The organism is Actinosynnema sp. NPDC053489, from assembly GCF_044544865.1.
In the GTDB taxonomy this organism is placed as follows: Bacteria; Actinomycetota; Actinomycetes; order Mycobacteriales; family Pseudonocardiaceae; genus Actinosynnema.
In genome coordinates this window covers 56,232-79,925 of the sequence record NZ_JBITXT010000016.1, presented here as the reverse complement: position 1 = coordinate 79,925, position 23,694 = coordinate 56,232, and the positions used below count along the sequence as shown (strand labels likewise).

The 23,694-nt window shown below is 73.7% G+C and carries 19 protein-coding genes and 2 pseudogenes; 7 read left to right on the top strand and 14 right to left on the bottom strand.

The features are described 5' to 3' along the window. The first annotated feature begins 33 nt into the window (after nt 1-33). The gene (locus ACIGNX_RS29770) at nt 34-855 is read left to right on the top strand and encodes a YhjD/YihY/BrkB family envelope integrity protein (protein ID WP_396544137.1); all 822 of its coding nucleotides are present in this window, start codon (nt 34-36) and stop codon (nt 853-855) included. A 27-nt stretch (nt 856-882) separates the two neighbouring features. Here the strand turns inward: ACIGNX_RS29770 and ACIGNX_RS29765 are convergent. Together ACIGNX_RS29765 and ACIGNX_RS29760 are read right to left on the bottom strand one after the other, a co-directional pair. Then, nucleotides 883-1,466, bottom strand: a pseudogene (locus ACIGNX_RS29765) (cobalt transporter); the annotation flags it as partial. Nucleotides 1,467-1,503: 37 nt separating this feature from the next. Continuing rightward, nucleotides 1,504-1,664 (bottom strand): annotated as a pseudogene (locus ACIGNX_RS29760) (transcriptional regulator); the annotation flags it as partial. A 173-nt stretch (nt 1,665-1,837) separates the two neighbouring features. Here ACIGNX_RS29760 and ACIGNX_RS29755 point away from each other — a divergent pair. The 4 genes from ACIGNX_RS29755 to ACIGNX_RS29740 all read left to right on the top strand — a co-directional run bounded on the left by ACIGNX_RS29755 (nt 1,838) and on the right by ACIGNX_RS29740 (nt 7,117). Beyond that, the gene (locus tag ACIGNX_RS29755) at nt 1,838-4,105 is read left to right on the top strand and encodes a glycosyltransferase family 39 protein (protein WP_396544136.1); all 2,268 of its coding nucleotides are present in this window, start codon (nt 1,838-1,840) and stop codon (nt 4,103-4,105) included. A gap of 18 nt (nt 4,106-4,123) precedes the next feature. Next, nucleotides 4,124-5,155 carry a glycosyltransferase family 2 protein gene (locus ACIGNX_RS29750; protein ID WP_396544135.1) on the top strand — a complete coding sequence of 344 codons (1,032 nt, stop codon included), beginning with the start codon at nt 4,124-4,126 and terminating at the stop codon, nt 5,153-5,155. Further along, on the top strand, nt 5,152-5,598 hold the full coding sequence (locus ACIGNX_RS29745; protein WP_396544134.1) for a GtrA family protein: 447 nt from the start codon (nt 5,152-5,154) through the stop codon (nt 5,596-5,598). The genes ACIGNX_RS29750 and ACIGNX_RS29745 overlap by 4 nt, the downstream gene beginning before the upstream one ends. Before the next feature lie 64 nt (nt 5,599-5,662). Beyond that, nucleotides 5,663-7,117 carry a glycosyltransferase family 2 protein gene (locus ACIGNX_RS29740; RefSeq protein ID WP_396544133.1) on the top strand — a complete coding sequence of 485 codons (1,455 nt, stop codon included), beginning with the start codon at nt 5,663-5,665 and terminating at the stop codon, nt 7,115-7,117. Nucleotides 7,118-7,175: 58 nt separating this feature from the next. Here the strand turns inward: ACIGNX_RS29740 and ACIGNX_RS29735 are convergent, their stop codons facing one another. The 4 genes from ACIGNX_RS29735 to ACIGNX_RS29720 all read right to left on the bottom strand — a co-directional run bounded on the left by ACIGNX_RS29735 (nt 7,176) and on the right by ACIGNX_RS29720 (nt 11,015). Beyond that, nucleotides 7,176-7,673: an RICIN domain-containing protein gene (locus tag ACIGNX_RS29735; RefSeq protein WP_396544132.1), complete on the bottom strand. Its 498-nt coding sequence runs from the start codon at nt 7,671-7,673 to the stop codon at nt 7,176-7,178. A 128-nt stretch (nt 7,674-7,801) separates the two neighbouring features. Beyond that, nucleotides 7,802-8,977 (bottom strand): glycoside hydrolase family 27 protein, encoded by a 1,176-nt coding sequence (locus tag ACIGNX_RS29730; RefSeq protein WP_396544131.1) that lies wholly within the window; start codon nt 8,975-8,977, stop codon nt 7,802-7,804. Nucleotides 8,978-9,457: 480 nt separating this feature from the next. Then, nucleotides 9,458-10,195: a thaumatin family protein gene (locus ACIGNX_RS29725; protein WP_396544130.1), complete on the bottom strand. Its 738-nt coding sequence runs from the start codon at nt 10,193-10,195 to the stop codon at nt 9,458-9,460. Between the two features lie 19 nt (nt 10,196-10,214). Further along, nucleotides 10,215-11,015, bottom strand: coding sequence for a glycoside hydrolase family protein (locus ACIGNX_RS29720; protein WP_396544129.1), 801 nt, complete (start codon nt 11,013-11,015; stop codon nt 10,215-10,217). A gap of 209 nt (nt 11,016-11,224) precedes the next feature. Between ACIGNX_RS29720 and ACIGNX_RS29715 the strand changes: the two genes are divergently transcribed. Continuing rightward, nucleotides 11,225-12,916, top strand: a complete 1,692-nt coding sequence (locus tag ACIGNX_RS29715; protein ID WP_396544128.1) for a hypothetical protein — start codon at nt 11,225-11,227, stop codon at nt 12,914-12,916. Nucleotides 12,917-12,953: 37 nt separating this feature from the next. On the opposite strand, the gene ACIGNX_RS29710 is transcribed toward ACIGNX_RS29715, so the two are convergent. Together ACIGNX_RS29710 and ACIGNX_RS29705 are read right to left on the bottom strand one after the other, a co-directional pair. Beyond that, nucleotides 12,954-13,718: an ABC transporter permease gene (locus ACIGNX_RS29710; RefSeq protein ID WP_396544127.1), complete on the bottom strand. Its 765-nt coding sequence runs from the start codon at nt 13,716-13,718 to the stop codon at nt 12,954-12,956. 12 nt (nt 13,719-13,730) lie between these two features. Further along, complete coding sequence (locus ACIGNX_RS29705; RefSeq protein WP_396544126.1) at nt 13,731-14,780, bottom strand: ATP-binding cassette domain-containing protein; 1,050 nt, start codon at nt 14,778-14,780, stop codon at nt 13,731-13,733. A gap of 560 nt (nt 14,781-15,340) precedes the next feature. On the opposite strand from ACIGNX_RS29705, the gene ACIGNX_RS29700 reads away from it, so the two are divergent. Further along, nucleotides 15,341-16,459: a DegT/DnrJ/EryC1/StrS family aminotransferase gene (locus ACIGNX_RS29700; protein WP_396544125.1), complete on the top strand. Its 1,119-nt coding sequence runs from the start codon at nt 15,341-15,343 to the stop codon at nt 16,457-16,459. Nucleotides 16,460-16,492: 33 nt separating this feature from the next. On the opposite strand, the gene ACIGNX_RS29695 is transcribed toward ACIGNX_RS29700, so the two are convergent. The 6 genes from ACIGNX_RS29695 to ACIGNX_RS29670 all read right to left on the bottom strand — a co-directional run bounded on the left by ACIGNX_RS29695 (nt 16,493) and on the right by ACIGNX_RS29670 (nt 23,628). Then, complete coding sequence (locus ACIGNX_RS29695) at nt 16,493-17,497, bottom strand: histidinol-phosphate transaminase (protein ID WP_396544124.1); 1,005 nt, start codon at nt 17,495-17,497, stop codon at nt 16,493-16,495. Then, nucleotides 17,494-18,768 carry an FAD-dependent monooxygenase gene (locus tag ACIGNX_RS29690; protein ID WP_396544123.1) on the bottom strand — a complete coding sequence of 425 codons (1,275 nt, stop codon included), beginning with the start codon at nt 18,766-18,768 and terminating at the stop codon, nt 17,494-17,496. The genes ACIGNX_RS29695 and ACIGNX_RS29690 overlap by 4 nt, the downstream gene beginning before the upstream one ends. Then, complete coding sequence (locus ACIGNX_RS29685; RefSeq protein WP_396544122.1) at nt 18,765-20,423, bottom strand: prenyltransferase/squalene oxidase repeat-containing protein; 1,659 nt, start codon at nt 20,421-20,423, stop codon at nt 18,765-18,767. The genes ACIGNX_RS29690 and ACIGNX_RS29685 overlap by 4 nt, the downstream gene beginning before the upstream one ends. Then, nucleotides 20,420-21,493, bottom strand: coding sequence for a UbiA family prenyltransferase (locus tag ACIGNX_RS29680; RefSeq protein ID WP_396544121.1), 1,074 nt, complete (start codon nt 21,491-21,493; stop codon nt 20,420-20,422). Before ACIGNX_RS29680 ends, ACIGNX_RS29685 begins: the two co-directional genes overlap by 4 nt. Next, nucleotides 21,490-22,407, bottom strand: coding sequence for a polyprenyl synthetase family protein (locus ACIGNX_RS29675; RefSeq protein WP_396544120.1), 918 nt, complete (start codon nt 22,405-22,407; stop codon nt 21,490-21,492). The genes ACIGNX_RS29680 and ACIGNX_RS29675 overlap by 4 nt, the downstream gene beginning before the upstream one ends. Nucleotides 22,408-22,614: 207 nt before the next feature. Continuing rightward, nucleotides 22,615-23,628, bottom strand: coding sequence for a methyltransferase (locus tag ACIGNX_RS29670; RefSeq protein ID WP_396544119.1), 1,014 nt, complete (start codon nt 23,626-23,628; stop codon nt 22,615-22,617). Nucleotides 23,629-23,694 lie beyond the last annotated feature (66 nt).

Below are 23,694 nucleotides of genomic sequence, written 5' to 3'. Positions count from 1 at the left end.
TGTGCGCGTGCCGGCCGCGGGGTACACGGCACCATGCGAACGGTCCGTGCCGTGCTGCGGCACGCCCTCATGGCCCTGCGCGGACGCGACCTGGCGCTGTGGGCGGCCGGGATCAGCTTCTTCGCGGCGCTGGCGGTGGTGCCCGTGCTGCTGCTGGCGTTGCGCGGTGCCGCCGTCCTGTTCGGACCCGACCTGATCACCGAGGGGGCACGGCTGCTGGGTGAGGCGCTGCCCGACGCGCAGCGGCCGGGACCGGCGCTGCGGACGCTGGCCGACGCCGCGCTGGGCGCGTCCTGGCCCGTGCTGCTGTCCACCCTGCTGCCCGCCAGCCTGTACGGCGAAGGGCTGCGGCGCGGCCTGCTGCAGATCGCGGGCGAGCCGTCCGGCGCGAAGACCGGGTGGCTGGGCCGGATCGGCTTCGTCCCGGTGCTGCTGGCCGCGCCCCTGCTGGTCGCCGCGCCGCTCGCGCTCGCACCGTCGGTCGCGCCGGACTACCGGGCGGGCGGCTGGTCGGCGGTGTGGGGCGTCGTGGTGTCGTTCCACGTGGACTGGATCGCCCTGTCGGTGGCGCTGTGCCTGGTGTTCCTCACCACCGGCCCGAACCTGCTGCCGCGCGGGCTGGCCGTCGCCGGCGGCTTCGGCGCCGGCGCGGTGCTGACCGGGTTCCTGCACGGCTTCCTGCTGTTCCTGGCCATCCCGGTGGACTGGGCGTTCCCGTTCGCCGGTCTGACGCCGGTGGGCGCGGTGGGCGCCCTGGGCCTGTGGCTGTACCTGCTGCACATCATCCTGCTGCTGGCCTACCGGGTGCTGCTGAGCACGCACGCGGTCCTCCGGAACCGGGCGGAGGACCGGTAGGGCGCCTCTGTCCGAAGAGGACACCCATCACATCGGGACGGGGACGTGCCCGGGTTCCGGCGGCGGTCGGCAGCAGTGTTCGCCGCGCCGGGCCTCGCGGCCCTCCCCGACCGCGACGGCGGCGATCACGAGGGCGGCGGCCGAGCCCGGTTCGCGCCCGGCGCGGCGCTGCGCGGCCGACAGGAACGGCATGACGACCAGGGACACGGCCGCCAGGGCGATGCCGGCGGTGGAGTGGTCGGCGTCGGCGGTGCCGAGCAGGGCGCGCACGGACTCGACGGTGACGTAGCCGGCCAGCGCGAGGAACGACACCGCGATGACCTCCAACGCCGCCCGCTCGCGGGACCGCGGGTCCCCGCCGGAGAACTGCCAGGCCACCGCGGCGGCCGAGGCGACCTCGATGACCGGTCCAGGCCGAAGCCGATCAGGGCGGCGGAGGAGGCGATCGCCCCGGCGGTGATCGCCACGATCGCCTCGACCACGTTGTAGGTGATCGTCGCGGCGACCAGCAGCCGCACCCGGCGGGTCAGCACCGCGCGCCGTCGCGGTTCCGGCCTCGGCGGTCCACCGGTCCCGGGTGCGCGGCAGGCGTCCGCGCAGCCGTCCCCACAGCCGTCCCCGCAGCCGTTCCCGGCCGCCGTCGGAGCGGAGGTGGGCGTCGGCCGGCGCGTAGCGGACCTGGCGACCCTCGTAGGTCGCCGCGACCAGGCCGCGGCCGCGCAGGCAGGACAGTGGTCGGACACGTCGGAGCGGGTCGGGTCGGCCGGCGCCCTGCCCAGCGCGTCCTCGCGCGTCTCACACTTCAGCACACGTTCGTCACCTGCACGGGTGCAAGAGGTGCCCAGCCCGTCGGTTCCGTTTGCGGCAGTGGGGCACCGCACCCATGATCGGTCGCGGAAGGGGGCCGTCGGGTGGTCGCGACCCGGTCGCGTCCGCCGTACCGCGACGAGTCGGTCTTCCCCACGAGAGGTGACTTGCCCAGATGCCCCGCCCCGGTCCTCCCGCGCCGCGCGCCGCCGAGGGCGTCACCGTGGTCGTGTCCGTGCGGCGGGACCAGGGCGACCTGGCGGTCGCGGTGGACGACCTGCTGTCCACGTTGGACCGGGTCGGTGAACGGCACTGCGTGCTGCTCGTGCTCGCGGACGACAGCCCTCCCGCCGCCGGCGACGTCGCCGCCGGGTTGGCGGACCGCTACCCGGACCGGGTGCGGGCGGTCCGCCGCGGGACCGGCGAGGGCGGGCACGAGTCGCCGCGCACGGGGTTGGCGGTGGCCCTGGCGGAGACCGACCACCGGCGGATCTTCCTGACCGACGGCCGCATCCCGGCGGCGCAACTGCCACCCATGCTGGCGACGGCGCGGGCGGAACGGGCCGACCTCGTGGTCGCGTACTGGCGCGACCACCTCGACACGCGTCGCGGGAGGTCCTGGCTGCGGGCGGTCGTGCTGCCGGTCGCGTCGCGCACCGGCCGGCTCCGGCAGGACCCGGCCCACCACCTCGTCGACCGGCGGACGCTCACCGACCTAGACCTGACCGCGCGGGCCGCCGGTTCGCGCGGGGACCTGCTGGACGAGCTGCGCCGACGTGACGCGAGGATCCTGGTCCGGGACCTGCCCGGGCGGGACGGCGGTGGGTCGGCGGTGAGCGTGCCGGGCGTCCGGAAGAGCCTGGTCCGCGGTGCCGTCCCGCCACGCGACCCGCTGTTGTGGGCGGTGCTGGCGGCGGCGGTGGTGCTGTCGGTCGGGGCCTGCGCCGCGGTGGCCGCGAGCGGGACGACGCTGGCGTACCCGGACGCGGTGTCGCACCTGCTGATCAGCCGCCGGGTCCTCGACGCCTCGACGCCCGGGGCCGCGCAGCTCGGCGGGGTCTGGCTGCCGCTGCCGCACGTGCTGACCCTGCCGCTGGTCGTGACCGAGTCCTGGTCCCACGCGGGCGTGCTGCCGAGCGCGGTGTCCATGGGCGCCTACGTGGCCGCGGCGGGGTGGCTGTACCGGATCGCGCTGGCGCTGACCGGGCGTCGCGCGGGCGCGGTGGTGGCGGTGCTGGTGTTCTGCGCGAACCCCAACGTCCTGTACCTGCAGAGCACGCCGATGACCGAGGCGCTGCTGTTGGCGTGCCTGGCCGCGGCGACCTGGCACCTGCTGCGCTGGTGCCGGCAGGGCGACTACCGGCACCTGCTGGCGACCGCCCTCGCCGTGTTCTGCTCGACGTTGGTGCGCTACGAGGGCTGGGTGTTCCTGGCGGCGGTGGCGGTCGTCGTCGCGGTGCGCTCGTGGCAGCGGTCGAGGGGCACGCCGGACCCCCTGGTCCTCGTGCGGGCCGACCTGGTCTTCTTCGGCTGCCTGGCGGTCAGCGGCGCCGTCGGCTGGGCGATGTGGAACGCCGCCATCTTCGGCGACCCGCTGCAGTTCGTGCGGGGCGAGTTCGCCAAGCCCGCGCTGTGGGTCGGCGAGGCGGAGCGCGCGGTCGGCGACTGGAGCACGTCGCTGCGGACCTACGGGTACGCCGCGGTCCACGTCCTCGGGCCGGTCGTGGCGGTGTCGGGCGTGGTCGGGCTGGGGTGCTTCGCGTGGCGGACCAGGCTGCGGGACGCGGCCCTGGCGCCGCTGCCCCTGCTGGTGTTCCTGCCGTTCTTCGTCTGCGCGCTGTACTCCGGCCAACGCCCGCTGCACGTCCCCGAGATCGGCGGTGACCTCTACAACGTCCGGTTCGCGCTCGTCATGGTGCTGCCTGCGGCGGTGTTCACCGCCTACCTCGTCGCGGCGCCGGGTCGAGCGCCGTTCCGGCTCCTGCCCGCGGTGGTGGTGCTGGTGGGCTGCGGCCAGCTCTTCCTCTCCGCACCGGTCACGGCGCGGGAAGCGGAGGTCTTCCGCGCGAGCGCCGCGGAGCGCGCCAACGCACAGGCCGCCACCTGGTTGCGCGAGCACTACGACGGCGGCCGGGTGCTGATGCAGTCGTGGAGCAACGAGACCGTCGGCTTCGACTCCCGGGTGCCCACGGCGCTGATCGTCTACGAGGGCAGCTTCCGCCAGTGGGAGGAGGCCCTCGGCGACCCCGTCGGACGAGGGGTCCGCTGGATCCACATGCGGCGCACCCCCGGCGGCGAGGACGAGGTGTGGCGGCGCCTGCACGACAGCCCTCTGATGCACTTCCCGTACAAACCGGCCTACGCCGACGACCACCACGTCTTCTACCGGCGCGTGGACCTCCCCGCGCCGGATCAGCCCACCCCACGGGCGGTTCCCGAGTAAGGAAGGGTCGGTGGCACCGTGAGCCGAGGCGGGCAACGGGACGAGCGGCGCTCCATCGCGTACGTCTTCCCGGTGTACAACGAGGCGGAGAACGTCGAGCTGCTGCACGCCACGGTGTGCCGGGTCACGCGGGACCTCGCCGACCGCTACCGCTTCACGTTCATCTACGTCGACGACGGCAGCGAGGACGACTCCGCGAGCCGGTTGCAGGCGCTGGCCGACGCCGACGACCGGGTCACCGTGATCGAGCTGGCGCGCAACTTCGGCCACCAGGCGGCGGTCACGGCGGGCCTGGACCTCGCCGACGCCGACGCCGTGATCGTCATGGACAGCGACCTGCAGGACCCGCCGCGGGTGAGCCTGGACCTGATCGCGAAGTGGCGGCAGGGCTACGAGGTCGTGTACGCCCAACGGCGCTCGCGCCGGGACTCGCCGTTCAAGAAGCTCACCGCGAGCGCGTTCTACTGGCTCCTGCGCAGGATCGCCTCGGTCGACATCCCGCCCGACACCGGCGACTTCAGGCTGCTGGACCGCAAGGTGGTCGAGGAGCTGCGCCGGTTCCGCGAGCGCGACCGGTTCCTCCGCGGCCTGGTCAGCTACATCGGCTTCCGCCAGACCGGGGTGCTGTTCGACCGGGACGAGCGGCACGCCGGCACCACGGGCTACTCCCTGGGCAAGATGGTGCGGTTGGCGGCCGACGGCATCCTCGGCTTCTCCGCCGCCCCCCTGAAGATGATCAGCAGGCTCGGTTACGGGATCTCCCTGTTGAGCTTCCTGGGGATCGTGTACGCGGTCGGGGTGAAGGTCCTGGCGCCGGAGACGGCGGTGCCCGGGTGGGCCTTCACCTCCATCGCGCTGTTCTTCCTCAGCGGTGTCCAGATCACCATGCAGGGGGTGCTGGGCAGCTACATCGGCCGCACCTACACCGAGGCGCAGGGGCGACCGCTCTACACCGTCTCGTCCGTGCGCACGGCCGGCGAACCGCGGGTCCCGGCGCAGGCCGCGCCCGACCGGTCCGCGCAGCCGGGAGACCGGGTGTCGAACCGGTGAGGCCGGGCACCGGCACGAGCCTGCGCTTCGGGGCGGTCGGCGTCGTGAACACCCTCGTGGACGTGGTCGGGTACACCGGGCTCGTGCTGGCCGGCACCCCGGCGTTCGCGGCGAACCTCGTCTCCACCTCGGCGGGCATGGCGGTGAGCTTCGTGCTCAACAGGTCGTTCACCTTCCGCGCCGGGTCGGGGGCGCTGCGCGTGCAGGTCCCGCTGTTCGTGCTCTGCACCGCGCCGGGGCCGTGGCTCGTCCAGCCACTCGTCATCGCCACGACCGGCGACCTGGTCACCGGTCCGACCACCCTGACCGCGGTCACGGTCCCCAAGCTGGCGGGTCTGGCGCTCGCCCTGGTGTGCAACTACGTCCTGTACCGCAAGGTCGTCTTCCGGCCGCGACCACGGACCGGGTCGCGGTCACCCGCCCCGGCGAGGAGGTCGTCGTGAACCGCCCGGACCAGGTCCCGCGCCCGATTCCGCTCCGGGTCCCGCGCCCGACCCGGCGCAGCGCATGACGACCGCCTCCCCGCACCACCCGGCCCTCCCCGAGCGGTTCAGCGCGCGCAGGCTGCTCAGCCGCGGGCAGCAGGTCGCTGTGGTGGCGACGACCGCCGCCCTGGCGGGCGCGATCGTGGCGGGTCTCGTGACCACCGCCGCACCGAGTCCCCTGTGGTGGGTGCGGGCGGCGGTCGCCGGTGTCACGGCCGGCTACGTGGCGCTGATCTCCTTCCGGTGCCTGCTGGTGATCGCGGGCCCCGGCGCGCGCATCATCAGGGCGCGGGACGACGACCGGACCGCCGACCAGGACCTGCCGCCGTACACGGTGCTCCTGCCCGTGCACCGCGAGGCGGTGATGCTGCCGAAGCTGGTCGAGACCGTCCACCGGCTCGACTACCCCGCGGAGCGGCTCCAGGTGCTGCTGCTCGTCGAGCAGGACGACGAGGTCACCCGTGCGGCGCTGGACCGCATCGAGCTGCCGCCGGAGTTCGAGGTGGTGCTCGTGCCCGAGGGCGGACCGCGCACCAAGCCGAACGCGTGCAACGCCGGCCTGGCCCGCGCCACCGGCGAGCTGTGCGTCATCTACGACGCGGAGGACCAACCCGAGGCCGACCAGCTGCGCAAGGCGGCCGCGGCGCTCGACGCCCAACCAGACCGGGTGGTGTGCGTGCAGGCCGAGCTGGCCTACTGGAACCCCTGGACGAACTGGCTGACCCGCCACTTCGCCGCCGAGTACGCCGTGACCTTCGCCCTGGCGCTGCGCGGGCTCGACCGCTTCCGGCTGCCCATCCCGCTGGGCGGCACGTCCAACCACTTCCGGGTCGACGCCCTGCGCGCGCTCGGCGGGTGGGACCCCCACAACGTCACCGAGGACGCGGACCTGGGCGTGCGCATCGCCCGCCGGGGCTGGGAGGTGCGGATCTTCGACTCGGTCACCCACGAGGAGGCCAACAGCGAACTGGGCAACTGGGTGCGCCAGCGCAGCCGCTGGATCAAGGGCTACCTCCAGACCTGGCTGGTGCACATGCGCAACCCCTGGCGGCTGCTCCGGGACCTGGGTCCCCGGGGTTTCGCCGCCTTCCAGCTCACGTTCGGCTTCACCACCGTCACCACGCTGGTCAACCCGCTGTTCTGGGCGCTGACGTGCGCGTACCTCGTCGCCGGTCCCGAACCGATCGAACCGCTGTTCACGCCGGCGGCGCTCTACGCGGGCACGGCCGCCATGCTCGCGGGCAACCTCGCCGTGCTCTACCAGGTCATGGCCGGCTGCATGCAACGCGACCTCCACCGCGCCGTGCCGACCATGCTCACCGTCCCGCTGTACTGGGCGCTGATGAGCGCCGCCGCCTACAAAGCGCTGGTCCAACTGCTGCGCCCCGGCAAGCGCCACCACTGGGAACTCACCCGCCACGGCCTGGTCGGCGAGCACGGGCAGCGCCACGTGCCGCCGCGGCCACCGGCCGACTGACCCGCGCGGGTCCTGGACGCGCCCGCGCGGGTTCCTCGCCGGTGCCCACCCGGGCCCCTCAGGGCGCCTGGAAGGACCACCGCTGGTCGGCCCGGTCCTGGCAGTCCCGGAGGCTGACGCCGGTGCCGTTGGCCGTGCCCGGATCGGCCTGCAGGCAGCGCCCGCTCAAGTAGTTGACCAGCACCTGGCGATCGGCGTCGTAATCCCAGACCTGGTTCTCGTCGCCGTGGCAGGTCCACAACTGGACCTTCGTGCCGTTGTGCGGGGTGCCGGCCAGCTCGGCGTCCAGGCACCGCCCGCTCTGGTTGTTGCGGATCAAGCCGTGGGGCTCGAAGGTCCACAACTGGTTGTCGTCGCCGTGGCATTCCCAGAGCTGCACCTTCGTCCCGTCGGTGCCGATGGTGCCCAGGTCGGCGTCCAGGCAACGGGCGTTGCCGCCATTGCGGATCGTGACGCCGCTCTGGGCCGACGCGGTGCCCGCGAAGCCGATCAGGGAACCGCAGAGCGCGATCGAGGCAGCCAGGGTGAGCAGTTTCCTCGCAATTCCGAAGGTCATTTTTGATCATTTTCCTCGTCCGGGGGCGAATCGAGGACGACGCTACCGGGGAATCGCAGGGCCTCCCACACGACGAACCCGACGGCACTCTTGCGGGTGATTTCCCGGTAATTCCAGGGACTATCCGCTCACGTCAGCCAGACGCGGTAGGCCACGACGGAGTGCGCCGGCACGCGGGCGCGCAACTCGTCGGTGGTCGTGCTCGGCTGCTTGGTCCACAGGTCGAACACCCGGTACTCCGCCGCGGACGGCAGACCGACGGCGTCGACGGTGATGCCCATCTCGCGGTCCGAAAGCCCCCGGTTGAACAGCACCACCACGGCCGACCCGTCCGACATCGGCTTCGTCCACACCTCCTGCTCGCCGTCGTCGCGCAGCCGGTACCCCTGCTTCCCGCCCCAGTCCTGGTCGACGGCGATGAGGTCGCGGTCCAGCAGGATGGCCTTGGTCCCGGGGCTCATCACCCGCAGGTCGTTGCCCGCGATCAGCGGCGCGTTCAGCAGGGCCCACATCGTGAAGTGCGCCCGGTCCTCGTGCTCGGCCATGCCGCCGTTGCCGACCTCCAGCATGTCCGGGTCGTTCCAGCCGTTCGGCCCGGAGTGCTGCTCCAACCCCACCTGGAGGTCCAGCAGGGCCGTCCAACCGGCCCAGGAGTCGGTGATGTCGCGGGCCGTGCGCCATAGGTGCCCGCCCGCCTTGCGGCCCCAGCCCTCCCACGGGCGCTCGTGCCCCCACTCGCAGATGCCGAACACGACCTGCCTGCCCGACTCGCGCAACGCGCGCCCCATCTTCGCGTACCGCTCGGCCGCGGGGCTGCCGTCGTTGTTGCAGTTGTCGTACTTGAGGAAGTCGACGCCCCACTCGGCGAACCCGCGCGCGTCGACCTGCTCGTGCCCCAGGCTGCCGGGATAACCGGCGCACGTCTTCGACCCCGCGTCGGCGTACACGCCGAACTTCAACCCGCGCTCGTGCACGTAGTCGGCCACCGGCGCGAGCCCGCGGGGGAACTTCACCGGGTCCGGCACCAGCCTGCCCTGCTCGTCCCGGTCGCGCGCCATCCAGCAGTCGTCCAGGTTGAGGTAGGTGTAGCCGGCGTCGCGCATGCCGGACTCGACCATCGCGTCCGCGGTCTCGCGGACCATCCGCTCCCCTATGTCGCAACCGAACCGGTTCCACGTGTTCCACCCCATCGGGGGTGTCGGCGCCAAACCCGCCGACACCGGGTGGACCGCGGGGGGCGCGACCCCGACCACCGCGGAGGCGAACAGCACCGCCAGCGCGACCTTGGCTGCGGACCGGCGCACGACACCTCCGGGAGGACGACGCGGTCCACGCAACCAGAAACCGCCCAAAGGGGAAACCCGGGGCACGGATTTTCACCGCACCGTGGGTCCGAGGATCACCGCATCAGCGGGCACGACGAAACGCGAGCCGTGCGGGCGAGAGTTGTCCCACGAATGGTTGACCGCTCTTCGGCCGCGCCGACAAGGGAAAGACCTCGGCGCGACGAGGTACGACGCATCAGAACCACACCGCGACCACTGGTGACCACCGCGGTGACGGCCTGGTTCCTCCTGGCCACGCTGCTGGACGAGGAGAGATCGCCGTACCTCGCCTTACGGCGAGGACCTCCGGAATTCGCGCACGACCGACATGCCATAAAGGTGACACACCGCTGAATCGATGCGCTCGGAAAACCCTCGACTCCGCCAGCCTACCGCACCCACGTCGCATCCGCCGGGCACCGGCTCGACGGTGCTTCCCGTGATCTCCCCGGTCCGAGCTCAGGCGACCGGGTGGAAGGTCACCGTGAAGCCGGTGCACTGGCGGCACTGGCGGACGACCTGGTTGCCCGGCTCGGTGTCGTGGCGCGACCACGCGTACGCCTTCGGGCAGCGCGACGACAGGGCGTCGCTGTAGGCGGTCCGGGCGTCGCGGTTCGGGTTGGTGCACAGCATCGGCCTGCCGTCGGCCCACCGGGTCAGGTTCTCCGCCGGGCAGTACGGCAGCAGGTCCTCCGGGCAGCCGACCGCGGTGCACTCGGTGGAGCCCGGCGGGGTCACGCCGTCACGGGCCTCGATGGTGATCGGCAGCGAGAACGCGTTGACGTAGCTGACGTCGTACCAGGGCGCGAGCCAGTCGCCGCGGTCGAAGTTGAACTCCGCCAGGCTCGCCGGCTGCTCGCCGGTGGTGCAGCGGTCCGCCAGCGGGCCGCAGTCGCCGACGCGGCAGTGGAACGTGCTGCCGGGCGTGCCGGTGCAGTCCTGGCGGGCGAAGAACTTGCCGCGCCAGTGGTTCGGCGTGACCGACTCCGGGATGGTGACGGTCGCCGACTGACCGTTCTGCAACGCGGGCAGGCCGGTCAGGGCACGCGAGCCGTCGGCGTTCACCGTGCTGCCGATCCACACCGCGCGACCGGACCGGTTGACGAAGGTGACCGTGTGGTCGGCGGCGGCGGACACCGGTGCGACCACGGCGAACGCGGCGACCAGCGCGAACGCGACGGCCAGGACCCTGCGCATCGCTCCTCCGGGCAAGGGTTCAGGGGACGGATCGGTAGGCCACGCCGGTGGCGTTGGGCGTGGTCCCGTCGTAGAGGCCGGTGGGGGTGGTGCGGGTGGAGAGCGAGAACCACGCGAACCGCTCCACGAACGACAGGCCGTTCAGCATCGCGCCGGAGCGCCGGGCGAAGTCGGACTGCTGCGCCTGGTCCGGGTACCGCGGTTGCGAGCCGGTGAAGTCGATCAGGCCGTACTCGGTGACCCAGATCGGCTTGCGGTAGCGGTCGTGCACCGCCTGCACGTAGCCCTGCAGATGCCCGGTGGCGGCGGTCGAGAAGTCGCTGCCGTACCAGTGCAGCGGGATGAAGTCGACCCGGTACCCGCGGGCGGCGGCGCCGCTCAGGAACCGGTCCAGCCAACCGCCCGCCCGGTCGCCGCCGAACGCGACGGCGGGCGCGCCGAGCCGCATCCCGGTGGCCTGCAGCCGCGGCCACAGCGACAACGCCTGCTCGACGGTCAGGTTCGCCTGCCCGGCCATGTCCGGCTCGTTGAACCCGAGCAGGGTCGAGCCGAGCGACCTGGCCCGGTTCAACTCGGTGTCGTTCACCGCGCCGGCGCCCCAGATCATCGGCACGAACTCGACGCCGGCGGGGGTGGTGACGCCCTGCGTGTCGGAGGCCCAAGTGTAGTACCAGCCGGCCCGCACGTCGGCCAGCGCGGCGGTCACGCCCGGGTGGTTGTTGGCGCTCACGCCCTTCTTGGTCGCGACCGCCGCGGCCGGGGTGGTGAGCAGCCCGACGGCGGTGAGCACCGCCGAGGCGAGGGCGAGCAGTCGTCGCATGCGCCTGCTTCCTCCGTGGTCGACCGGAACCGCGAACGTGAGAGCGCTCCCATTAAGCCTGCCGATGGTCTGGACCGCCGTCAATCGGCCGGCCGGGCGACCACCACCCGGTTCCGCGGCGCCGGCGGTCCGGGCGTCCGGTGGAGGTAACGCCCGCACCCGTCGGGACGAAGGCCCTTCGTGGGGACGAACCGCCGCGGAGGTGCCAGGTGAAGATCGGGACGACGTGGAAGACGAACGTCAGGAAAGAGGACCTGGACGAGCTGCTGGCCCTGATCACCAGTGGGGACCAGGAGTACAACCCCAAGACCGGGATGATGGTCGAGCAGTACAAGGAGTGGACCTCCGACCTGGCCGTGGAGGAGCTGGAACGGGTCATCGCCCTGCTCGGTCGCGGCAGGGACATCGGCAAGTCCGACATCCCCAAGCTGGAGCAGGAGTTGGCCGAGCGGCGCGACCCGGTGCGGGCCGAGCAGCTCCGCCTGGCGTTGCAGGCCCGTCGCGAGGAGTTGGCCAGGACCGAGGAGCGGCTGCTCGGGCAGGGCTTGGAGGCACTCGGCGGCACCGGTGACACCTGGGACGGCCGACGCGACCGGATCGACACGTGGTGGCGCGCGGTGAAGGCGGCCGAGGCCGCGGAGACCTGGGCGACGGCGTTCTCCGCGAACCGGATGACCGCGCGGCAGGTCAACTCCAACAGCATCCTGGGCGGCCGGTTCGGCATCCGCAACGCCCACCACCGCCGCGACCGCTCGTGGGACCGGGAGATCGTGCTCGACCGCACCCTGGACGGGGTGCGCAAGCGGATGCAGCCGGCGAACTTCCACGACCCGGCGACCGGGGCCAACCGGAAGAACGAGCTGGGCCTGCACGACCTCAGCGCCTCCCTGCTGGACGGCAGCCGCACCCCGATGTCGGTCCACACCCAGCTCAAGCCGTACGAGGACGCCACCGTGGTGTTCATGCCGGTGCCCACCGAGCGGGACGCCCAGATCTTCAACGCCATCCAGTCGCTCACGCCGGTCACCGAGGCCGACCGGGAGCAGGTGCGCCGGATGCGCAACAGGTTCACCCGGCTGCGGATGGCGCAGGCCACCGACATGCACACCTACCTGCTCAACGTGAACGAGGTCCGCGACGGCGAACCGCTGGTCCGCTACGGGCACTCCGGCCGCGTCCGGCGGCCCGGTGACAGGGCCGAGGTGCGCGCCGACGAGATCGACATCGCCACCCGCCGGACGAACGCCCTGGAGCACGGCGTGATCCTGAGGACGAACACGGACCAGGTGGTGAACGAGGTGGTGGTGGTCTACCGGGAGCACGCGTCCGCCCTGTTCCCGGTGTTCGCCCGGTGGGACGGGGTGCGGTCGAGGTTCGTGGTGCTGGACCGGCGCACCAACGAGCGCACCAAGGCTTGCATCACGAACGAGGGGACGTGGGTCGGCTGGGGCCCTCGTGCCGACCGGGCGGCCCGGGCGGGTTCCCGCAGGCGGGTGATCGGGCTATCCGGACGCGGGACACCCGGCACGCGAGCCACCGCCGCGGTGAAGTCGGGGAAGAGCCATCAGGGGGAAGGTGTTCGATGCGTGATCTCTCGGCAGCCCTGTGGGTTTGCCGCACCCCACATCGCCACGGAAGCGAACGCAGTCCGCGATCGAGCCGTATCACGTGCCGAGGGCAGCGCCTTGCGACCTGACCGGCGAGAAGCCCGGGTCACGTCGGGCCCCCACAGTGGTCAACTGCTGATCGCCACGTTGGACGAGAGCGATTCGGTGATCGCCGTCTTCTACGAGGAAGAAGAGGGCGGCCTGACTTTCGTGGCGGACTACTGGTTCGCCACCTTCGAGGACCTGGAAGCCGGTGTCGCCGAGGCGGGATGGGAGGTCGCGTGGCTGCCGTAGCCAGGCTCGTGGAAGTCGTCGACTCCGGTGGCAGAGGTCACGAGACCTCGCGGTTGAACAGGCGGATGGACCAGCCCACGGCCAGGCCGCAGGCGGTCAGCATGACGAGGCCGCCCTGCCAGACCGCGGGGGCGGTGAAGTGGCCCGTGAACAGGGCGCGCAGGGCGTCGGTGGCCCACGCGAACGGGTTCCACAGCGCCACGGTCTGCACCCACAGCGGTGCCAGGGTCAGCGGGATGAGGACGCCGGCGAGCAGTGACACCGGTTGGCCCACGGTGTTGATCAGCACGCCCAGGCTGTTCTCGTTGCGTACCAGCAGTGCGATCGCGTAAGAGATGGAGATGCTGAGCAGGATCACCAGCGACAGCAGGGTGTAGGACACCACCAGGTCCAGCAGGTTCACCCGCAACCCGAACGGCAGGGCGGCGATCGTGATCACCGCCGCCTGGAACTCCAGCAGCGCCACGTGCATCAGCGCCCTGCCCAGCAGCAGGCCGGTGCGGCTGATCGGGGTGACCCGGCAGCGGTCGATGATGCCGGCGCGCAGGGCGCTCAGCAGGCCGTAGCCCGCGTACAGCCCGCCGAGCAGGCCCATCGACACGAACAGGCCCGGCACGTACACGGCGTAGGCGTCGCCGTAGCTCTCCACGCCCCGGCCCGCCATCGCCACCTTGAGGAACGGCGCGAACAGCACCAGGAACGCGATCGGCTGGGCCAGCGTCAGCGCGACCACGGTGGGGTTGCGCGCCATGATCCTGGTCTCGAAGGTGAAGATCAGCCAGGTGTCGCGGAGCACTTTCACGCCGACCGCCCTTCAGTCGTCCAGGGTGCGGCCGGTCTTGGCCAGGAACACGTCGTCCAGGCTCGGCCTGCGCGCCTCGACGGCCCTCGGCTCGACCCCGACGCGCAGCAGCGCGGCCGCGATCAGCGGGATGGCGGTGGCCGCGCCGTCCACGTACAGGCGCAGGGCCGTGTCGACCGCCTCCACCCCGCGCACGTACGGCTGCGGGGTCAGCACGTCGGCGGCGCGGCGCAGCTCCTCGTCGTCGGGCCGCCCCGACGACGAGGGGGCCAGGTCGACCGTGACGACGTCGCCCGAGATCTCCCGCTTGAGGTCCGAGGGGGTCCCCTCGGCGACGATCAGGCCCCGGTCGATGATGGAGATCCGGTCGCACAGCGAGTCCGCCTCGTCGAGGTAGTGCGTGGTGAGGAAGACGGTCATGCCGCTGTCGCGCAGCCGCCGCACCTCGCGCCACATGCGCGCCCGGCTGGGCGGGTCCAGGCCCGCGGTCGGCTCGTCCAGGAACATCACCGACGGCTCGTGGATCACCCCCAGCGCGAAGTCCAGCCGCCGGCGCTGCCCGCCGGAGTAGGTGCGGACGCGGCGGTCGGCGAACTCCTCGAGGTCGAAGGTCGCGATCGCCGCGGCGGCCAGCCGTTCGGCCTCGGCCTTGCCCCGACCGTGCATCCGGGCCTGGGTGACCAGCTCCTGCCGCGCCGAGGCGTCGTCGTAGGTGCCGCTGGACTGCGCGACGAACCCGATCACGTCGCGGACGCGCGCGGGTGAGCGCACCAGGTCCACGCCGCCGATGCGGGCGCTGCCGCCGTCCGGGCGGAGCAGGGTGGCCAGCATCCGCAGCGTGGTCGACTTGCCCGCGCCGTTGGGCCCGAGGAACCCGAAGATCTCCCCCGCGCGCACGGCGAAGTGCACGTCCCGCACCGCTTCCACGGCCTTGGCGTCGCGCCCGCGCTTGCGATAGGTCTTGCGCAAACCGCTCGCCTCGATGACCAGCTCCCGCTCGCCGCCGGCGGCCCGGTCGGGCACCGCGGGACCGGCTGCCGGCAGCGTTGGGCGGGTGACCATCCGCTGAGGCTAGGTTACCTGTGGCGCAACGACAATCACGCTTTCGGACGCGGGCACGTGCCGCCGCGGGGAGGTGTCCGCGTGCCTGGGCGTGTCCGGTGCCCGCGGTTCGCCCGCGCGGGATCGCGGGGCGGTCGCACCGCCACGCGATCTCCGCTTCGGTGCTCCGCTGTGACCGGGTGACCGGTGGGAGCGATGCCGGGCGCGGGCTCGACGGGCACCGCCGTGCCCGTCTCGGCGCAACGGCGGCAGGCGCGTACCCCGGTGGGGTGCACCGTCGCGTCCGGACCGACCAGTGGGCGCAGGACCTCCCGGCCACACCGCGCCGTCTTCTGTCCACAATGGATCGATAGGACGAGTGACGTGCATTGACGTGCACCAGGACGCGTGGTGTGATCCGGACTGTGACCGCGTTCAACGCGGTGTCGGTGCACACGCCGGCTGTCCGCGTTCCCACCGGACGTCCCGCGGGACCACGCGCGAGGTGTGCCGGCAGGTCGACCCGGGGCGGGATCGGGGGCGCGCTGACCGGGAACCGGCCGCACGACGAAGGAGCACGCATGATCCCCCTGTTCAAGGTCGCGATGTCCGGTGCCGCGCCGGCCCTCGTCGAGAAGGTCCTGACCAGCGGCTTCATCGGGCAGGGCCCCAAGGTGGACGAGTTCGAGTCCGCCCTGGCCGCCAGGATCGGCAACCCGAAGCTCGCCACCGTCAACAGCGCCACCTCGGGCCTGCACCTGGCCCTGCACCTGGTGACCGGCGGCGTGGGCGGCGAGGGCGGCGAAGTGCTGACCACGCCGATGACGTGCAGCGCCACCAACTGGCCGGTGCTGGCCAACGGCCTGCGCCTGCGCTGGGTGGACGTCGACCCCGCCAACCTCAACATGGACCTGGACGACCTGGCCCGCAAGATCACCCCGCGGACCAGGGCGATCATCGTCGTGCACTGGGCCGGGTACCCGGTGGACCTGCGGCGGCTGGCCGAGGTGCTGGACCAGGCGGAGAAGGTGCACGGCGTGCGACCGGTGGTGATCGAGGACTGCGCGCACGCCTGGGGCGCCACGTTCGACGGCAGGCACCTGGGCAACCACGGCAACATCTCGGTGTTCAGCTTCCAGGCCATCAAGCACCTGACCGCCGGTGACGGCGGCCTGGTCGTGCTGCCGGACAAGGAGCTGGCCCGCCGGGCCCGGCTGCTGCGGTGGTACGGCATCGACCGCGAGACCAACGCGCGGTTCTCGTTCCTCAACGACATCCCCGAGTTCGGCTTCAAGTTCCACATGAACGACATCAACGCCAGCATCGGCATGGCCAACCTGGACCACGTGGACGAGAACCTGGCCAAGCACCGGCGCAACGCCGCCTACTTCGACGCCGAGCTGGCCGACGTGCCGGGCCTGGAGCTGACCGAACGCGCGCCCGACCGCGAGTCGTCGTTCTGGATCTACACGATCAAGGTGGACGACCGCGACGGGTTCATGCGCCGCCTGGAGGAGGCGGGCATCATGGCCAGCCAGGTGCACGAGCGCAACGACGTCTACACGACGGTGCGCGAGTACGCGGCGCTGCTGCCCGGCCTGGACAGCGTGAGCACGCGGATGGTGTCCATCCCGGTCGGCTGGTGGCTGACCGAGGAGGACCGCGGGCACATCGTGTCCACCATCAAGGCGGGCTGGTAGGGACGCGCGCCGCGTCGGCCCCCGGCGCGGCGCTCACCTCCGGGAGCGCGCGAAGGCCAGGAACCGGTCGTTGGCCTCGGCCGTGCCGACGGTGACCCGCACGCCCCGCCCGTCCAGGCACGCCACCAGGATGCCCGCGGCCCGCGCGTCGGCGGTGAAGGCGGCGCTGCCCTCCCCCAGCGGCAGCCACACGAAGTTGGCCTCGCTGTCGGGCGCGGTGTACCCGGCGTCGCGCAGCCCGGCGAGGAGCCGGGCGCGCTGCGCGGCCACGTCGGCGCACCGCCGTGCCAGCTCCTCGGTGACGTCCGGGTCGAGGGCGCGCAGCGCGGCGGCCTGGCCCAGGGAGTTGGCGAAGAACACCATGCCGGTCATCCGCGCGGCCATCACCCGGTCCGCGGGCAGCACCGCGTAGCCGACGCGCAGCGCGGCCAGGCCGTAGGCCTTGGAGAACGTGCGCAGCACGCAGACGTTCGGGTGGTCGCGGTACAGGTCCAGCGCGTCGGGGAAGCCCGGGTCGGTGGCGAAGTGCCGGTAGGCCTCGTCGATCACCACCGGCACGTCGGCGGGCACCCGGCCGAGGAACTCCTCCAGCTCGGCGCGGCCCAGCGCGGAGCCGGTGGGGTTGTTGGGGTTGCATACCAGCACGCACCGGGTCGCGTCGGTGACGGCGTCGGCCATCGCGCGCAGGTCGTGCCGGTGGCCGTCCATCGGCACGGGCACGCCCCGAGCGCCCGCGTTGGCGACGATCAGGGGGTAGCCCTCGAACGACAGCGCCGCGTGCACGACCTCCGGCTTCGGCCCGAACGACTGCACCAGGTGTTGCAGCAGCCCCGCCGACCCCGGTCCGACGAGCACCGCCTCCGGGGCGACGCCCAGGTGCCGGGCCAGCCCGGCGGTGAGCGCGCCGGCCAGCCGGTCGGGGTAGCGGTTGAGCAGCGCCGCCCCGTCGGCGACCACCTGCCGCAGCGCGGGCAGCGGCGGGTGGGGCGTCTCGTTCATGGACAGGTCGTGCAGCCGGTCGGCGTCGACGGCGGTCATCGGACCTCGCTTCCCCTCGGGTCGGCCGCGTGCGGGTCGTGGGCGCGCCGGTCGGCGAGCACGCCCAGCTGGTGGAGCCGGTCGACGAACGTCAGCGGCCGGACGTCCGTACCGGACAGGTTGCCCGCGGTGCGGCGCAGCAGCCGGGGGTTGGCCGCGGTGCGGCGCATCATCCGGGCGCCCAGCAGCCGGGGCGCACCGGACAGCGCGGTGATCATGCGGGCCGCGTTGTGGCTGACCGTCGCGATGTGGTCGAGGCTCGGCCGCCGGGCCGCCTCGTAGGCCGCCAGCGCCTCGTCCGCCGCGTGCCGCCCGGCCGGCGCCCCGGCCAGCGCCCCGGCCAGCGCCTCGGCGTCGGCCAGCGAGCTGTTGACGCCCTGCGCGGCCATCGGGTGCACGGCGTGCGCGGCCTCGCCGACCAGCGCGAGGCCCGGCACGGCCAGCCGTCCCGCCCGCAGCCGGGAGACGCCGAAGAGCTGCCGGCGGTGCAGGCTCGCCCTCAGCGCGGGGGCCAGCGGGGCGAGCGCGGGCACCTCGGCGAGCACGCCGTCGACCCAGCGGCCCAGGTCGGCCGTCCCGGTGGAGCGGAACTCGTCCGGCGTGACCTGGGCGTAGAGCCGGCAGCGGCGGCCGGGCAGCGGGTAGACCAGGCGCAGGCCGCGCGCGGTGCGGTAGGCCGTCACCTCGGCGGGCACGTCGGCGTCGGCCACGTCGAAGGCCAGCAGCCGGTGCGGGTACTCGTCCCGGTCGACGGTGATCCCGGCGTCCCTGCGCAGCACCGAGGACATGCCGTCGGCCGCCACGACCACCCGCGCGCGGACCCCGCCGCCGGCGACCGCCACGCCCGCGACCCGCCCGCCCTCGCGCAGCACGCCGTCCACGCGCACGCCGCGGACGACCCGCACGGTGTCGGGCAGCGAGCGCGTGATCGCCGCGCACAGGTCCTCGTAGGCCGCGCACAGCACCTGCCGGTGCGGGCCGGGCAGGGTCGCGTACTCGACGGCCAGCAGCGCGGAGCCGTCGCCGTCGCGGATGGCCAACCGGTCGACCGGGCGCGCGTCGGCGGCCCTCAAGTCGTCCAGCGCGCCCCAGTCGTCCAGCACCCGGACCGCGCCGGGCTGGAGGATCTCGCCCTTGGCCGTCGGCGCGGGGGTGGGCCTGCGGTCCAGCACCAGCACCCGCAGGCCGGTGCCGCCCAGCGCCCGCGCGGCGGCCAGCCCGGCGGCGCCCGCGCCGGACACCACGACGTCGACGGCCTCCGGGAGCGTCATCGGGCGGCGGCCCGGTACTCGCCCAGCGCCTTGAGCGCCACGGCCTGCGTGACCACGCCGTTGGCGTAGCGCACGTGGTGGCGGATGTAGTTGCACACCCTCGTGGGCTCCCACCGGCCGTCGGGTCCGGCGGCGTCCACCAGCCAGGCCGCGCCCCGGTCGACCGCGTCCGCGCCGGTTCCCGCCGCCAGCAGCGCCTGGACCGCCCAGGACGTCTCCTCGACCGAGCCCTCCGTCCCGTCGCCCGGGCCCCACGAGCCGTCGGGCAGCCGGGTGCGCAGCAGCCAGTCCACCGCCTTGCGCACGACCTCGTGCCCGCCGTGCCCGGCCCGCGCCAGCGCCCCGACCACCACGGCGGTCCCGGACGTGTGGTCGCGGTACCACAGGTTCTCGAACGTGCCGTCCGGGTTCTGCGCGGTGAGCAGCCACGCCGCGGCGGAGGCGACGGCCGGGTCGTCGGCGGGGCGGCCCGCGTCGAGCAGGGCCTGGACGGCCTGGCTGGTGATCGCCGGGCACGGCCCGTCGTTGGCGAGCCTGGTGTCGCGCACCCACAGGCTCCACGAGCCGCGCGTGTCCTGCCGGCCGGTCAGCCACTCCAGCCCGCCGCGCAGGTGGGCGTCGTCGGCGGCGCCGGGCAGCCCGGCCAGCGCGCTGAGGATCTCGGCCGACTCCAGGGTCACCGGCCAGCCGCGCCGGGTGGAGAAGCTCCAGCCGCCCGCCGGGACGTCCAGGACCGCGAACGGCTCGGTGGTGCGGGCGGCGTGCAGGAAGTCGCGGGCCGCGCGCAGCCGGGGGTCCGCGGCGTACCCGGCGGCGACCAGGCCGGTGGTGGCGTAGCCGGTGCGGGTCAGGTCGAGGTTGGCCACCGCGTCCCACGCGCCCTCGGGCCGGACCGCGGCGCGCAGCCAACTCGCGACGGCGGCGGCGATGTCGGGCGCCTCGCCGGAGCGGGCCAGCCCGAGCAGCACCAGGGCGGCCGGCCACGGGTCCTCGCTGAGCGCCCCGGTGCGGCCCTCGTGCTCGTACACCGCGCGGACCAGCCGCAGCGCCGCCGGACGGGCCAGGCGCAGGGTGAACCGGCGCACCGGCCCGGTGGGCAGCAGGCCGTCCTGGGCCAGCGCCAGGCCGACGAACGGCGTCGTGCGGAACGAGATCAGCCGCCGCCGGAGCTTGTCGGCCAGCACGACCTCCAGTGGCAGCCGCCGCAGTGACCCCGCCTCGGTGGTCAGCCCGGCCAGCGCCAGGAACTGGCGGCACATCAGCGCCACCGCGCGGTCGGTCACCGCGTCCACGCCGCCCAGCGCGGCCAGCGCGGCACGCCCGGCGGTCACGGCCGCCGCGCTGCGGTCCGGGGAGACGACGCGCAGGGCGGCGGTGGCGATGGCGGTGGGCACGACCTCGCTGGGCGCGCCGTCCACCCCGCCCCAGCCACCGTCCCCGCGCTGCCGGTCGCGCAGCCACGCCGCGCCGGCCGAGACCAGGTCGGCGTGGGCCACCGGGTCGGCGGCGTGCAGCGCCGTGATCGTGCCCGCGGTGCCCAGCACGGAGGCGGGCGGGTCGTCGGTGAACGCGCCGTCCGGGCGCTGCCGGGCCAGCAACGCCTCCGCGCCGCGCTCCACCGCCTTCGCGACGTCCACCCGCGACCCGACTGTCATGTCTTGTCCTCCAACGGGATCAGGTCGCGCGGGCCGACCTCGGCCGGCCGGGACGTGCCCGGTGTGGGCCTGCGCAGTTCTTGCCTGCCCGGTTCGTGCCCGCCCAGTTCGTGCCGGCTCCGCATCACCGACTGCGTCCACCATGTCAGCGCGGCCAGCGGCAGGACCAGCCCCAGTTGCCAGCCGACGCCCAGGCCGAGGCCGACCGTCGCCGAGGCGAGCACGAGCCGTTCGACCACCAGCACTTCGTGGCTCCGCAGCGCGACGACCACCGGCACGGCCGCCCGCCGCCGGACCAGGGGCGCCAGCGCCGGCACGCCCAGCGCGGCCACGACGGCCAGCGTCACCAGGTACGCCGTGCGGTCGCCGATCGCGGCCAGCAGCCCGCCCGCCACCGCCGCGCCGAGCACCGCCAGGTACAGCGCGAGGACCGTCCACACCGCGAACGGCACACCGCGGCGCACCGGCAGCGTGTCGTAGCCGCCCGCGCGGTCGCCGTCCACGTCGCGCAGCGTGCCGACCAGGTTCGACGTCGTGTCGTGCAGCCAGAACACCGCCGCCAGCACCACCACCGCGGCGATCCCCGCCGCCGGCCACGTCCCGGCCACGCACACCCCGTACACCAGGGCGATCGCGCCGAGCGCGCCGCGCACCAGGTTGCCCGCGATGCCGCGCGCCTTGGCCCACCGGCTGTAGGCGACGATCCCGAACACCCCGAGCGCGGCGGCCAGCAGCGTCGACCACCCGCCCAGGACGGCGATCGCCGCCACCACCAGCATGCACAGCACGCCGCACGCCCGGGCGACGCCGGGGCTCAACCGCCCCGACGGGATCGGTCGGTGCGGTTTCCCGATGGCGTCCAGGTCCCGGTCGAAGTAGTCGCCCAGGTAGTGCCCGCCCAACCAGCCCGCGGTGGGCGCGGCCCACGCCGCGAGCAGCCGCCACGGGTGCCCGGACGCACCGGCCAGGACCGCGCCGCCGAGCCCGACCAGCCCGACGTACCAGAGCGTGTAGGGGCGCCACGTCTCCACGTGCGCCCGGACCGCCGCGCCGACGCCCAACGCCCTCACCCCCGGCCGTCCGGCGGTGCGCTCACCGCCCGGCTCGTGGTCCAGCGCGCGATGTCGGCCAGCGCCGTCGCGTGCGGGGACGGCGACAGCGCCGCGAGCCCGGCCAGTGCCAGCTCCACGTGCGACGCCATCCGCCGGTGCGCGCGCTCCACCGCGCCGGACGCCGCCACCAGGTCCCGGACCCACCGCACGTCGCCCTCCCGGGCCGCGCGGCGGCCCAGGACGTCCCGCAGCTCGCGCCGGTCGGCCTCGTCGGCGGCCTCGTGGGCCAGCAGCACCGGCAGCGTGGGCCGTCCGTTGAGCAGGTCGCTGTCGCCGGGCTTGCCGGTCTGCTCGGGCGTGGCGACGAAGGCCAGCAGGTCGTCGCGGATCTGGAAGGCGATGCCGACGTGCTCGCCGTAGGAGGCCAGCATCGCGCCGGTTTCGGCGCCCGCGCCGCCCAGCGTCGCGCCGATGTGGCAGGCGGCCCGGAACAGCGCGCCGGTCTTGAGCCGCGCCATCTCCTCGTACCAGCGCGCGCCCTCCTCCGGGTCGCCGACGAGGCGCGACTCCAGCACCTGGCCGCGGCACACGTCGCGGCCGGCCTCGGCCAGCTCGCCGACCACCGCCACCACGCGCGCGGGCGAGGCCGCCCACGGTTCGTCCACAAGAGACTGGAAGGCGTCGAAGATCAGGCCGTCGCCCGTGACGATGGCGTTCGGGACCCCGTAGGCGGCGTGCACCGACGGCCGCCCGCGGCGCAGCGCGTCGCCGTCGATGATGTCGTCGTGCACGAGCGTCGCGGTGTGGACGTACTCCAGCGCGAGCACGGCCGCGGTGACGCGCAGCGGGTCGCCGCCGACCGCCTGCGCGGCGTGCAGCGCCATCAGCGGGCGCAGCAGCTTCCCGGCCGGCACCAGGGCGAACCTGGCCATGGAAGCCAGTTCCTCGGTCGTCTCGGGCCAGCGGCGGCGCAACTCCTCCCGCAGGAGCCGTCCCGACTCGCTCCGGGTCAGACCGTCGAGGAGAGTCCGATGCTGCGGTGAGTCGGAAACGGTCATGCGCGTCCGCCCTTCGGCAGGCGACAGGTTCGGCGCTCAGCGTGACGGTAGGCCGCGTGGAATTCCCCGGCAAGGGTGCGATCAGCGCAACGCCGCCCGGAACTCCAGGAGCGCCAAGCCATCCGAGCCCGCGAACGACCGCGCCGGCGCCAGCCCGACCGACGCGGCGAGCGCGTCGTGCGCCGCGCGGTCCCGTTCCCGGCCGCCCACCTCCACCAGCATCCGCAGGTCGAACGGCGACAGGTGCGGCACGTGCGGCTCGGTGGGCAGCACCTCGACCACGAGCACGCGTCCGTCCGGGCCGGCGGCTTCGGCGCAACGGCCCAGGATCGTCGCGGCCGAGGCGTCGTCCCAGTCGGTCAGCACGCGGGAGACGACGTAGACGTCCGCGCCCGGCGGCAGCGGCTGGAAGAAGTCGCCCTCGACCGCCACGGCCCGTTCGGCCAGGCCGTTCCCGGCGAACCGCGCCACCGCCGAGGCCACCGGCTCGGCCCGGTCCACCAGCATCCCGCGCAGATGCCCGTGCACCGCCAGCAGTTCGGCCAGCAGCGCGCCCGACCCGCCGCCGACGTCGGCCACCAGCCCCACCTCCGACCACGGGTAGAGCTCGGCCACCTGCGGCGCGGTCACCGCCTGGAGGCCGGCCATCAACCGGTCGAAGTGCGCGCGGTACTCCGGGATCGCGTCCAGGTCGCTCCAGAAGTCGCGGCCGTGCACCGACGCGTAGCCCGGTCCGCCGGTGCGCACGGCGTGCGGAAGGCCCAACGCGGCCAGGTCCATCCGCGCCGGGAAGCCGTCCAGATCGAACCTCGTGCCGTAGCCGGTGTCGCCGCGGTCGCGGAGCAGTTCGCCCAACCCGGTCAACGCGAACACGTCCGGGGAGACCTCCGCGAACACCTCGCGGTGGACCAGGTGGCGCAACAAGCGGCCCAACGCGTCCCGGTCGGCGCCGCAGCTCCGCGCCAGCGCGGTCAGGTCCGAGACACCGGAGGCGATCAGGTCGGGCACGCGGAGCGTGACCGCCGTGCGCACGGCCATCGGGGTGACCAGGTCGGTGAGCGCGTCCAACCGCTCCCCTGCGTTCTCGGGCGCCATCGGCGCAGCGTCCCGAACCCCGTCACCGCAGTCAACCCGTGGACCAACTCCCCCGCGTGCCACAGA